General features: G+C 64.0%; 12 protein-coding genes. 6 read left to right on the top strand and 6 right to left on the bottom strand.

Annotation, left to right across the window (positions count from 1 at the left end; genetic code table 11):
• The first annotated feature begins 18 nt into the window (after positions 1–18).
• A complete protein-coding gene (locus MTX23_RS04985; protein ID WP_280975518.1) occupies positions 19–705 on the top strand; it encodes an HAD family phosphatase in 687 nt (228 codons plus the stop codon).
• 105 nt (positions 706–810) lie between these two features.
• On the opposite strand, the gene MTX23_RS04980 is transcribed toward MTX23_RS04985, so the two are convergent.
• Entirely contained in the window at positions 811–1,404 is a 594-nt protein-coding gene (locus MTX23_RS04980; protein WP_280975517.1) for a TetR/AcrR family transcriptional regulator, read from the bottom strand.
• 92 nt (positions 1,405–1,496) lie between these two features.
• Here MTX23_RS04980 and MTX23_RS04975 point away from each other — a divergent pair, with 92 nt between their 5' ends.
• The gene (locus MTX23_RS04975; RefSeq protein WP_280975516.1) at positions 1,497–2,288 is read left to right on the top strand and encodes a crotonase/enoyl-CoA hydratase family protein; all 792 of its coding nucleotides are present in this window, start codon (positions 1,497–1,499) and stop codon (positions 2,286–2,288) included.
• A gap of 152 nt (positions 2,289–2,440) precedes the next feature.
• Here the strand turns inward: MTX23_RS04975 and MTX23_RS04970 are convergent, their stop codons facing one another.
• Both MTX23_RS04970 and MTX23_RS04965 read right to left on the bottom strand, forming a co-directional pair.
• Positions 2,441–3,148, bottom strand: a complete 708-nt coding sequence (locus tag MTX23_RS04970; RefSeq protein WP_280975515.1) for a glutathione binding-like protein — start codon at positions 3,146–3,148, stop codon at positions 2,441–2,443.
• Between the two features lie 264 nt (positions 3,149–3,412).
• Entirely contained in the window at positions 3,413–3,646 is a 234-nt protein-coding gene (locus MTX23_RS04965; RefSeq protein ID WP_280975514.1) for a hypothetical protein, read from the bottom strand.
• Between the two features lie 158 nt (positions 3,647–3,804).
• Here MTX23_RS04965 and MTX23_RS04960 point away from each other — a divergent pair, with 158 nt between their 5' ends.
• The 4 genes from MTX23_RS04960 to uvrB all read left to right on the top strand — a co-directional run bounded on the left by MTX23_RS04960 (position 3,805) and on the right by uvrB (position 8,290).
• Positions 3,805–4,710, top strand: a complete 906-nt coding sequence (locus tag MTX23_RS04960; RefSeq protein ID WP_280975513.1) for a LysR substrate-binding domain-containing protein — start codon at positions 3,805–3,807, stop codon at positions 4,708–4,710.
• 138 nt (positions 4,711–4,848) lie between these two features.
• Positions 4,849–5,070, top strand: a complete 222-nt coding sequence (locus MTX23_RS04955) for a hypothetical protein (protein ID WP_280975512.1) — start codon at positions 4,849–4,851, stop codon at positions 5,068–5,070.
• Between the two features lie 62 nt (positions 5,071–5,132).
• Positions 5,133–5,273, top strand: a complete 141-nt coding sequence (locus MTX23_RS04950) for a hypothetical protein (protein ID WP_280975511.1) — start codon at positions 5,133–5,135, stop codon at positions 5,271–5,273.
• A 104-nt stretch (positions 5,274–5,377) separates the two neighbouring features.
• Positions 5,378–8,290 carry an excinuclease ABC subunit UvrB gene (gene uvrB, locus MTX23_RS04945; protein WP_280975510.1) on the top strand — a complete coding sequence of 971 codons (2,913 nt, stop codon included), beginning with the start codon at positions 5,378–5,380 and terminating at the stop codon, positions 8,288–8,290.
• A gap of 110 nt (positions 8,291–8,400) precedes the next feature.
• Here the strand turns inward: uvrB and MTX23_RS04940 are convergent, their stop codons facing one another.
• The 3 genes from MTX23_RS04940 to MTX23_RS04930 all read right to left on the bottom strand — a co-directional run bounded on the left by MTX23_RS04940 (position 8,401) and on the right by MTX23_RS04930 (position 12,371).
• Positions 8,401–10,161, bottom strand: coding sequence for an adenylate/guanylate cyclase domain-containing protein (locus MTX23_RS04940; protein WP_280975509.1), 1,761 nt, complete (start codon positions 10,159–10,161; stop codon positions 8,401–8,403).
• 502 nt (positions 10,162–10,663) lie between these two features.
• A protein-coding gene (locus MTX23_RS04935; RefSeq protein ID WP_280971795.1) for an IS630 family transposase occupies positions 10,664–11,730 on the bottom strand; the annotation gives its coding sequence in 2 pieces (ribosomal slippage) (positions 10,664–11,244 and positions 11,244–11,730; 1,068 coding nt in all).
• Positions 11,731–12,200: 470 nt separating this feature from the next.
• On the bottom strand, positions 12,201–12,371 hold the full coding sequence (locus MTX23_RS04930) for a hypothetical protein (protein WP_168388462.1): 171 nt from the start codon (positions 12,369–12,371) through the stop codon (positions 12,201–12,203).
• Positions 12,372–12,482 lie beyond the last annotated feature (111 nt).

Raw genomic sequence — 12,482 nt, 5'->3', positions numbered from 1 at the left:
CGCAAGCGTGGGTGCGACGTGAGCGAGCGTTGGACCGTCGACGCCGTCCTGCTCGACATGGACGGCACCCTGCTCGATTCCGAGAAGGTCTATTTCGACAGCCTGGTCGCCGCATTGAACGGCTGCGGCTACGACGACGGCGTCGTCGCGCTCTGCCATTCCATGGTCGGCCTGCCCGGACCGGCCTGCGAGGCGTTGCTGGTCGACCGCTACGGCGCGGACTTTCCGCTCGCCGAGATTAATCTCGCCTTCCTCGACCATCGCGACGCGATGATGCGATCGGGCCTGCCGCTCAAGCCCGGCACGCTGCCGCTGCTGGACGCGCTCGCCGCCGCCGATCGCCCGATGGCGATCGTCACCTCGTCGTCGCGGCGCTCGGCCGAGCGCAACCTCACCCTCGCCGGCATCCGCGAGCGTTTCGACACGCTCCTGACGCTCGACGACGTCACGCACGGCAAGCCGGACCCGGAGCTCTATCTGAGGGCGGCCGCCCAGCTCGGCGTGGCGCCGCAGGCCTGCGTCGCGGTGGAAGATTCCTACCACGGCGTCGCGGCGGCGCACGCCGCCGGCGCCATCACGCTGATGGTCCCCGACATGGCGCCGCCGACCGAGGAGACGCGCGCGAAATGCGCGGCGGTGTTGCCGGACCTCAACGCGGTGCTGGCGATGCTGCGCGCGCGTGGTGGCCTCAGCGCTCCATCGTAACCGTCATTGCGAGCGACAGCGAAGCAATCCATCCGTCCGCGTATGCGGCCGTGGATTGCTTCGTCGCGTTGCTCCTCGCAATGACGTACAATGCATCTCGCGACGCTAACGCTTGCCTCGTCGTCCCGCCAGCGCCGCCTCGACCAGGGACCGCGCCGCCTCGCCCGCGGTCTCCATGTAGCTCGCGTCGCGATGCAGCAGCACGACGGCGAACGAGCCATCCAGCAGCAACAGCATCTGCCGCGCGAGCCGCAGCGGATCGGCAATGCCCTCCGCTGCGAAGGTCGCGCGCAGCCAGTCCTCGAACCTCTTCTTGTGCGCGGCGCCGATCTTGATCGCGGGATGGCCGGGCATGTTGGCGAGCTCGGCCGAGGTGCGCAGGAAGCCGCAGCCCTTCCACTTCGGATGTCGCGCCGAGCGCGCAAGATTGCGGAAGATCGCCTCGACCTTCACGGGCAAGCGGCCGTCGGCTTCCGCAAACCATTTCCGGAACAGCGCGAGGTTGGGCTGGTCGCGCGCGGCGAGATAGGCGGCGACGAGATCGTCCTTGCTCCTGAAGTGATAATACAGCGTGCGCTTGGTGAGGCCGGCCCTGGCCGCCACCTCGTCGACACTCACGCGCCGGATGCCTTCATTGTAGAACAGCGCGCTTGCCGCCTGGATGATGCGCTCGCGGGTGGGCTCGGAGGGTCTGGGCATGCGGCGTATGTATACCAACCAGTGAATATACACAAATCGCGGCGCCCCCTACAGTCGCTTCCAGCACATACGTCAATGCCGGAGACCGCATCATGACCGCCCCCATCCTGCTCGACATCGACGACGGGATCGCCCTCATCACGCTGAACCGCCCCGCGCAGCTGAACGCGCTGAGCTACCAGCTGATCGACCATTTGATGGCGGCGCTCGACCGCATCGAGGGCGATGCGGCGGTGCGTGCCGTGATCCTGACCGGCGCGGGCGAGCGCGCCTTCTCCGCCGGCGCCGACATCCACGAATTCTCTGATAGCGTAAAACAGGGCTCAGCGATCGCGGTGCGCGATTTCGTGCGCCGCGGCCAAGCGATGACCGCGCGGCTCGAGGCGTTCCGGAAACCCGTGATCGCCGCCGTCAACGGGCTTGCCTTCGGCGGCGGCTGCGAGATCACCGAAGCCGTGCACCTCGCCATCGCCAGTGATCGCGCGCTGTTCGCAAAGCCCGAGATCAAGCTCGGCATGCCGCCGACCTTCGGCGGCACGCAGCGGCTGCCGCGGCTGGCGGGGCGCAAGCGCGGGCTCGAGTTGCTGCTGACCGGCGATCTGTTCTCGCCGGAGCATGCGCGCGAGATCGGACTCGTCAACAGCGTCGTGCCGCACGATCAGTTGCTGAACGCCGCCCGCGAGCTGGCCGGCCGCATCGTCAGGCATTCGCCAGGTGCCGTCAGCAGCGTCATCACCGCGGTGACGCGCGGGCTCAACATGCCGATTGCTGAAGGTCTGCTGGTCGAAAGCGAGCAGTTCGCCGCGCTGGTGCCGAGCCGCGACCTCGCAGAAGGCTTGGCGGCGTGGAAAGAGCGGCGGGCGGCGAAGTATGTCGGGGCGTGAGCGCGCCGGCACCCACTATCGTCATTGCGAGCGAAGCGAAGCAATCCATCGATCCGCGTACAGAGAGATGGATTGCTTCGTCGCGGAGCCTGTCATCGGGCGCGCATTCGCGCGACCCGTTGGCTCCTCGCAATGACGGGAAAGGTTGCGTCCTACCGCACCACCGCCGCGGTCTGTCCGAACAACAGCTTGCGCTCTTCCTCGGTGCGGATCGCGGGCTGGCCGAAATTCGGGTTGACCTCCTTCGCCTTGGCATAGGCGCGCTCGGTCGCGGGACGTTTGCCGATGGTCTCCAGCCAGCGCTTCAGATGCGGGAAATCGTCGATGTTCTGGCCCTGGTTCTTGTAGGGCACGACCCAGGGATAGCTCGCCATGTCGGCGATCGAGTAGTCGCCGGCGATGAATTCGCGGTCGGCAAGGCGCTTGTTGAGCACGCCGTAGAGCCGGTTGGTCTCGTTGACGTAGCGGTCGATCGCGTAAGGCAGCTTCTCGACCGCGTAGTTGCGGAAGTGGTGGTTCTGGCCGGCCATCGGCCCGAGCCCGCCCATCTGCCAGAACGTCCACTGGATCGCGTCGTAGCGGCCATGGAGATCGGCGGGCAGGAACTTGCCGGTCTTTTCGGCGAGATAGAGCAGGATCGCGCCGGATTCGAAGATCGAAATCGGCTTGCCGCCGCCCTTCGGCGCATGATCGAGGATGGCGGGGATGCGGTTGTTCGGCGCGATCGCCAGGAACTCCGGCTTGAACTGATCACCCTTGCCGATGTTCACCGGGAAGATCTTGTACTCAAGCCCGGTCTCTTCGAGGAACATCGTGATCTTGTGGCCGTTCGGCGTGGTCCAGTAGTGAAGGTCGATCATGGGGACGATCCTGCATTGGGGTGCGCACGCGCATGCGCCGCGAAAGAAGATGCGATTGCATGAATTTGGGCGCAAAGCTGCAGGCGAGTCAATGGCGCGCGCATTGCATCGCGCGCGAATGTGATCTGCAGGCCGCGCAATCTCCAAGGCCGCGGCTCACGGAGCCGGCGATGACTTGGTAGTCATCGAACAATTCCTGATGCGCGATCGGTCCACCTCTCCCCCTCTTGTGGGAGAGGTGACGGATTTTTCGCCGCTACACTATCAATGGATGCGGCCGTGCTCGCGCAGGAATCGCTCGCCGCTTTCGGTCACGGTCACCCGCATGCCCTCGATCGAGGGGCGGCGCGCGACGTAGCCGCGATCGACCGCGTCCTCCCAGATCGTCAATCGCGGGCATGAGGTCCGCCAGGTTTCGATCACCTCGGCATAGGGCCGGGGCTTTCGCGCGATCCACTCCACGAGATCGAGCACCAGGGCATCCGTCGTCTCCGCCATCGTACGTCTCCTGTCTGCGGCAAGCATACCGCGCCGCGCAGGCCTGATCATCTTCTCCGTTTCGGCGCTGAGTCAGTATGCCATCGTTCTCCCGCGCTTGGATCATCGGCGCAAACTGAGTTATCTTGCCCTTGCATCAGCTTTCCTGAGGGTCATGCATGCGGCGATTGCTCTTTCTCAACGGCATCAAGGCGTTCGAGGCCGCGGCGCGCACCGGCAGCTTCGCCGGCGCGGGCCACGAGCTGAACGTCTCGGCCGCGGCGATCAGCCGGATGGTGCATCTTCTGGAAGAGCGGCTCGGCGTCGCGCTGTTCGAGCGCAAGGCGAACCGGCTCGTCACCACACAGGCGGGCCGCGCCTACCAGAGCGGGCTGACGCCGATCTTCGACGCGCTGGCGAGCCTGACCGCGCAGGTCACCGCGTCCGCGAGCGCGCGCGTGCTGACCGTCGGGGTCGGACCGACCTTCGCGATGAAGTGGATGATCCCGCACCTCGCCGACTTCCACAAACAGGAGCCCGACATCGAGGTGCGGATCACCACCGGCGGCATGCAAGTGCCGTTCGCCGACGACTGGAGCTGCGGCATCCAGCTCGGCGACGGCCAATGGCCGGGCCTGGTCGCCGAGCCGCTGTTTGCCGCCGACCTCTTGCCGGTATGCACGGCGCGGCTCGCCAACGGACTGAAGCGTCCCGCCGATCTCAAGGGCCCGAGCCTGATCCGCGTCGCGCATTCGCCGGATGACTGGCCGTCATGGCTGAAGGCCGCCGGCGTGCCGCGGCTCACCGCGCGCGGGCCGGAATTCCAGTTCTACGGTCAGGCGCTGCAGGCCGCGGTCGACGGGCTCGGGATTGCGATGGGCATCCGGCCCTATATCGACGACGACCTCGCCGCGGGCCGGCTGGTAGCGCCGTTTGCGCGCAGCGTGCCGAAAGGCATGCGCTGGTATCTCGTTTACCGCGGCTTCCACGCCGAGCAGCGCGACTTCGCCGCGTTCCGCCGCTGGATCATCCGCGCCGCAGCCGAGCCTGCGGCACGGCGCACCGGCGCGCGCAGCGCCGGTTGACGCGTTCGACGCGCCGGCTTGGCGCAAGCCATAGCTCCACTGCTGCCCCGCACAAAAAAACGCCGCTTGTGAACTCGTTCACATTTGGCGCAGCGCCCGTGTGCTTCGATCGGTGCAGAAGAATCCCGGAGGTCGCACGTGATTTACGGCGGTTTTCAGATCAAGTCGTTCGAGGTGGGGGCAGGGCAATGGCACGCCAGGATTCAACGGGTCGATCAAAAGCCGGTCGTCATCGATGGAATCTCGTTTCCGACGCTCGACATCGGCTTTGCCTGGTCCGATCAGGATGCAGCGATAGCCGACGCCAAGAAGCATATCGACCGGTTCCAGTGGCGATCGGGCGCGACAGTACCGTCCTGACAGGCAACGCCCTGGTCGCCCTAGTCCCGCAGCCGGCGCCCGAACCGGTGCGGCCGCCGCAGGTGAGAACGAGCTGCCCGGACTGCGCGGCGGAGCTCGAACTGCTGCGCGCCATTCCCGGCCGCGCCGCCGAATACTGGACCATGCGCTGCGCCGGCTGCGGCGCGATCCATATGGACATTGTCGACGGGCCCCGGGCGTAACGCCCGGGACTCCGTCTACTGACATCTGCTGACAGCAGAACCGCGTTTAAGTCCTCTCGTCCTTTGCCCTTTTCTCGCTGCCGGACTCGTCCCATATTCCGGCCATGGCGAAGACACCAAGCACTCCGAAAAAGCCCGGCAAATCCCCCAGATCCAAAGCGCACCGGCCTGAGGTCCAACCGATCGGACCCGCGCTCGCCGAATTGCTCAATCCCGCGATCAATCGCGGTGACGCCGGCATGGGCTCCGGCACCGGATTGCAGCCGCCGCCGGACAATTCCTGGGACCGCCGCTCCGGCGGCGAGGCCGCCGCGCACCGCGCGCGGGCGTCGACGCGGGGGACGAGCGAACAGGTCGCCAGGCGCGACGCCGCCGGCCTCGAGGAGGCGCCGCAGGCCAATTACGGCACCTCCGCCACCGTCCCGACCCTCGATCCGGAGCTGGCGCGGCAGCTCGGTCTGCCGACCGCCGAGGACGACGAAGAGGCACTGGCGCGGCCCCCGCGCAGCAAGATGGAAGCGCTCGGCGTCAAGGCGACCGCCGACGCGCTGGAGAATTTGATCCGCGACGGACGCCCCGAATTCCGCAGGGAAGACGGCTCCATGAGGGTGTGGACGCCGCATCGGCCGCCGCGCCCGGAGAAATCCGAAGGCGGCGTGCGGTTCGAGATCAAGTCGTCCTACGAGCCCAAGGGCGACCAGCCGACCGCGATCGCCGAGCTGGTCGAAGGCATCAACCGCAACGACCGGACGCAGGTGCTGCTCGGCGTCACCGGCTCGGGCAAGACCTACACCATGGCCAAGGTGATCGAGGCCACGCAGCGCCCGGCGCTGATCCTGGCGCCGAACAAGACGCTGGCCGCGCAGCTCTACGGCGAGTTCAAGAACTTCTTCCCCGACAACGCGGTCGAGTACTTCGTCTCCTATTACGACTACTACCAGCCCGAGGCCTATGTGCCCCGGACCGACACCTATATCGAGAAGGATTCCTCGATCAACGAGCAGATCGACCGCATGCGCCACTCCGCGACGCGCGCGCTGCTCGAGCGCGACGACGTCATCATCGTGGCTTCGGTGTCGTGCATCTACGGTATCGGCTCGGTCGAGACCTACACCGCGATGACCTTCGCGCTGAAGAAGGGCGAGCGGATCGACCAGCGGCAGCTGATCGCCGACCTCGTGGCTCTTCAGTACAAGCGCACCCAGGCCGAATTCACCCGCGGCACCTTCCGCGTCCGCGGCGACGTCATCGACATCTTCCCGGCGCACTATGAGGATCGCGCCTGGCGCGTGAACCTGTTCGGCGACGTCGTGGAGAATATCGAGGAGTTCGACCCGCTCACCGGCCACAAGCAGGACGAGCTCGAATTCATCAAGGTCTACGCCAATTCGCACTATGTGACGCCGCGCCCGACGCTGGTGCAGGCGATCAAGTCGATCAAATCAGAGCTGAAGCAGCGCCTCGACCAGCTCAACGACCAGGGCCGCCTGCTGGAGGCGCAGCGGCTGGAGCAGCGCACCACCTTCGATCTCGAAATGATGGAGGCGACCGGAAGCTGCGCCGGCATCGAGAACTATTCGCGCTATCTCACCGGGCGCCGTCCCGGCGAGCCGCCGCCGACGCTGTTCGAATACGTGCCCGACAACGCGCTGGTGTTCGCCGACGAGAGCCACGTCACCGTGCCGCAGATCGGCGGCATGTTCCGCGGCGACTTCCGCCGCAAGGCGACGCTCGCCGAATACGGCTTCCGCCTGCCCTCCTGCATGGACAACCGCCCGCTCCGCTTCGAGGAATGGGACATGATGCGGCCGCAGACGATTGCGGTGTCGGCGACGCCAAGCGGCTGGGAGCTGAACGAAAGCGGCGGCGTGTTCGTCGAGCAGGTGATCCGCCCGACCGGGCTTATTGATCCTCCCGTAGACATCCGCCCTGCCCGCACCCAGGTCGACGACCTCGTCGGCGAGGTGCGTGCCACCGCGGCGGCCGGCTATCGCTCGCTGATCACCGTGCTGACCAAGCGCATGGCGGAGGACCTCACCGAATATCTGCACGAGCAGGGCATCCGCGTCCGCTACATGCACTCCGACATCGACACCATCGAGCGCATCGAGATCATCCGCGACTTGCGCCTCGGCGCCTTCGACGCGCTGGTCGGCATCAACCTGCTGCGCGAGGGCCTCGACATTCCCGAATGCGCGCTGGTCGCGATCCTCGACGCCGACAAGGAAGGCTTCCTGCGCAGCGAGACCTCGCTGATCCAGACCATCGGCCGCGCCGCGCGCAATGTCGACGGCAAGGTGATCCTCTACGCCGACAGCATGACCGGCTCGATGGAGCGTGCGATGGCCGAGACCACGCGCCGTCGCGAGAAGCAGGTCGAGTACAACAAGGCCAACGGCATCACGCCGGAGAGCGTGAAGAAGTCGATCGGCGACATCCTCAACTCCGTCTACGAGCGCGACCACGTGCTGGTCGAGATCGGCGACGGCGGCGTCGCCGACGACGTGATCTCGATCGGGCACAATTTCGAGGCCGTGCTCAACGACCTCGAAACGCGGATGCGCGAGGCCGCCGCCGACCTGAATTTCGAGGAAGCCGCCCGCCTGCGCGACGAGGTCAAGCGGCTGCGCGCCACCGAAATGGCCGTGGTCGACGACCCCACCGCCAAGCAGAAGGCCGTGCAGAGCCGCGCCGGCGCCTATGTCGGCAGCAAGAAATACGGCGAGGCCGCGAACCTGCCGGTCAGCGCACTGAAGAACAAGTCCGCCGCGACCTCCATCAAGGCGAGCCGCGGCGGCAAGGGCGGCTCACGGGTGCACAAGCCCGATCTCGACGAGATGCACGGCCCGGAATCGCTGCCCTTCCGCGCGAGCGGCGTGTTGCCGACCAAGCCGTTCGGCACGACCAGCCGGATCATCCAGCCGACTGACTCCCGCCAGTCAGGCCCCGAATTCGGCCCCTCGCCGCGCTCCAGCGGCGGCGCGCCGGGCAAGCGGGGTGGATGGAAGAAGCGGTAGCCTAACTATCTGAAATTGGGCGCTGGCCTCCCGCCTGTACTTTTAGTACCCTCGAGCGCCCCCCGCGCAAGATGGCGGACTGCTGTCTCGCCGCGGCGCATTCGCCAAGACTATGGTGGAAGGCCGGCCTTTCGTAGCCCGTCAACCAGGTGCTCCAAGTCTTCGGCGCGTTTGAGAATGGATACCTGCTTCTGGGTGCCGCTGATGCTGTACCTTGGATTCAGGCGTAGAACCTCGCTTGCCTCTGCACGAGCATCTTCCATTCGTCCCAGCTGAGCGTACGTCGCGGCCAAGAAGGCGTGGCCATACTGGTGATTGGGCGCGCGGCCAATCGCTTCAGTCAACCAATGTTGGGCATCGTGGTACTCTTTGAGGTAGTAGTGAGCTACGCCGGCCATCAACGGCGCAAAATGCGGATGGAATGGATCAAGGCGCATTTGCAACTTGGCGATGGCAATAGCTCTGGCCGGCTCTCCCACCGAGTAAAATATTTGCGCAAGGCGGTAATCCGCGAAATTGGGGTTTAGCGCAAGCGCTCTTTCGGCAGCGGCAGTCGCTGCGTCGAAGTCACGCTTCCGGATGATGTTATAGCCCAATTCGGCATAGGCTTCGGGCAGGCTCGGATTGAGCGCGATTGCCGTGCGCGCCAATTTGATGGCCAGGTCAAGGATAGTCGGGCTCAAATATTCATCGTTCAGGGGATTGAGCCAAGCCACCCGGTGAGTGCTAGCCAGCATTGCATAGCAACGGGCATATTTCCGATCGATGGCCAGCGAATCCGCAAGATGCCCTCGTGTCCTCAATAATTCCGGCATTTGCCACGAGGACTGGAACGATATCCAGGCCGCAGCCGCGCGCATGTAGTGATCGTAGGCCTGCCAAGTCGCGGGCGGCTTGAGCAAGGCGCGTTCGGCTTCCGCCATGTTCACATGCGCGACCAGAATTGCGGCGATCGTCCGCGCAACGTCGTCCTGGATCGCAAATACATCCTTTAACTTCTGATCATAGCGCTCGGCCCAGCGGTGGACGCCACTTGCAGCATCAATCAGCTGCGCCGTGATCCGAACTCGGTCATTGCCCCGACGAACGCTGCCCTCCAGAACATAGCGAACGCCGAGTTCTCGACCCACCTGACGCAAATCAACCGCTCTGCCCTTGTATCGAAAACTCGAATTGCGGGCGATCACGAACAAGTCGGAGAAGCGGGACAACTCGGTAATAATGTCTTCCGAAATTCCATCCGCAAAGTACTCCTGCTCCGGGTCGCGACTCATATTCTCAAAAGCCAGGACAGCGACCGATGGCTTGTCGGGAAGCGCAAGCGCCGGCCGCGCCACAGCGTTGCCGAACGACACGCGATAGACCCGCACCGGCCGCGCAATGTTCTTCAGTTGATGCTCGCCACTATCTTCGAATTCGACGTCAAGCTTATCCTGCGTATCTTCTCGCACGCGTTGCGACACGCAGATGCCGCCCGGCTCGCAAAGCGCCTCGAGCCGAGCCGCAACATTCACCCCGTCCCCGAAGATATCGCCGTCTTCTATAATGATGTCGCCGGCATTGATGCCAATGCGGAACTCGATCCGTTTCTCAATTCGTACATCGGTGTTTCGGGTGATCATGCCACGCTGTATCGCAACGGCGCACCGCATCGCGCTGACCACGCTGGCAAACTCCACCAATATTCCGTCGCCGGCGCTTCTGATGAGCCGCCCGCCGTGCTTTTCGATCTCGGGATGGAGGAGCGCGGACAGATGTTCGTTCAGCCGGGCGTGCGTACCTTCCTCATCAGCACCCATTAGGCGGCTGTAGCCAGCCACATCGGCCACGAAAATAGCACTCAGTCGCCGTTCCACACGGTCTGCGGCCATAAAAGCGCGCCCTGATCCGATCCGATCTTTAATTAGAGTCTATTGTCAGAAGCAGGAGGTGTCTATCGGGCTCCGAACACTGGTGTCCTTCAGGCCGTGCCAGCCCGCGTACGAGATCGGCGAGATCGACCTCGGTATCGAATTCTGCCTGTTTTGATGGCGAACCGCGTGCGATTCGCGGACGGATGGGCGCCCGCAGTGCGCCGGAGAGCACGAAGCCGGTCAGATGACGTTCTTTCAGAGGCTGCGCCCTTGAAAGACGCGTCTTAGAGTTGATACTCGCCAAAAATGGGATCGGCGCATGACGAGACTCACGCCGCTATTTCTCGCCGCGCTTGGCAGGATTACATTGGTTGTGGGATTTGCGGCAGGGGGAACCTCTTCAACCGCAGCCAGAAGCAGATTACGCGAACCTCGACGATCGTGGAAAATCGACCTGGTGCGGGAGGGCCGATAGCGGCGGATTGGGTACTTCGGCAAAAGGGGACTCATACCAATGGCCCTAAGGATTGACTGTTGCCCAAGTGCGGCTTGTGATTGAGGCGATGCGACCTGGATCATTTGCGAAGAAGTTCCAGGCTTCGCAGGTCTTGGCGACGATATCGTCGTAGTCGTCGAAGACGGTGATGGCGAGCTTGTTGGCGCGCAGGTACTGCCAGACGTTTTCAATCGGATTGAGCTCGGGCGCATAAGGCGGCAGCTGTAACAGAGTGATATTTTCCGGAGCTCGGACGGTGCCGGCACTGTGATAGCCGGCGCCGTCGAAGACGAGAACGGCATGTGCGTCGGGTGCAACTTTGCGGCTGATTGCCTCCAAATGCAGTGACGTCGCCTCTGCATTTGCCGTCGGCATGACAAGACCCGCGGCGACGCCCCGTTGAGGACAGGCGGCACCGAAGAGATAAGCCCAATCGTAACGTCGATCGCGCGGCGCGCGAGGCCGTGAGCCACGCTTGGCCCACACGCGTGTCAGCGTGCCCTGCTGGCCGATCCGCGCCTCGTCCTGGAACCAGATTTCGATCGGCTTGCCTTGGGCGTGAGCGGGGAGCGTTGTCGTGAGGGTCGTAGCAAAGTTTTTTTGAACGCTTCCTGAGCCGCTTCATCGGCTTGCGGATGGCGCGGCCGCACCGAGAGCCGGCGGTACCCGAGCTTGGCCAGAACCTTGCCGACCGAACGTTCGTGCAGTTTGACGCCAAACCGCCGCTCAAGCTCGTCGCGCAAATCCACCCGCCGCCAACGTACGACCCCATGCTGCTCAGGATCGGGACCGGCCTCGACCAACGCGGCCAATTCGGCCTGCTGCTCTGTCGTCAGCCGCGACCGCGGTCCCGTCGGTTTGCGCGACCGCAGTCCCGCCAAGCCTTCGGCGTTATAACGATGCACCCAGTCCCGCAGGGTCTGACGATCCATCCCGCAACTTTCGGCTGCCTTCTTGCGGTCCGCGCCCTCCAGCACAAGCGCAAGCGCCAATATCCGCCGCGCTACCGTACTATTCTTCTCTCTGCGCGCCGCCTTCCGAAGCTCGCCCGCGGTCAAATCAAGCCGCGTAATCGCTACCGCTGCCCCCATCGATATTGCTCCTGTCTACGCAGCAACATCGATTCAGAAACTCACTGATTTGGAAATCCCAAATGTGAGTCAAATCCGGGGGCCGTTGGTATCAGACATTCTTGTTCATGTCCTCCACGTCGTCGCTCAGAACGTCTCCTCAAAGCGAACTCGTGCCCATCGGAATTTTGGGGACCTTCTCACACGTTGCTGTCACGAGAAAAGACGCTGCCGCGCATCTTGCTGAATACATGAAGGAAGCCTCGCAAGATGACCCGGTGGGCGCCAATACTTAAGGTGCTCGGAATTCAACCCTGACCCGTCCAGAGCAGCGTCGATTTTGCGTGCCCTTTGGTCAGGCGCTCCGCAGTCTTTTCCGCATTTGGCAACCCCATGTTTGGCGGCTGCCTCGAGCTCCGATCACGGAGCCCCTGCACGGATGAAGCACGGAGACCAGATTGCAGCCTTGTCGGGCGCCGGCGGCCCGGGCACTAACGGCGCTTTGATACTTTCTGGACCGTCTTGAGCGCTTGGTTGACGCCCTTCAGCGATTCATTGACACCCTTCAGCTGCGCTTGCAGAGCATCCCTGCGCTTCTGTAGGTCCTTCAGCAGTGCTTTCCTTTGCGCCGCGGTCAATTCCTCGAAGTCGATGAGATCCACTGCAAATCTACACATCGCCGCCTCCAAGTGGCAAAACTAGATTTGATCAATCCCTTGTCCAGTACACGGCTGAATTGTCGGCAATTTCCGGTGTATAATCAAGCTGGATGA

The organism is Bradyrhizobium sp. ISRA436 (assembly GCF_029910015.1).
In the GTDB taxonomy this organism is placed as follows: Bacteria; Pseudomonadota; Alphaproteobacteria; order Rhizobiales; family Xanthobacteraceae; genus Bradyrhizobium.
This window is presented reverse-complemented; position numbering and strand designations above follow the sequence as displayed.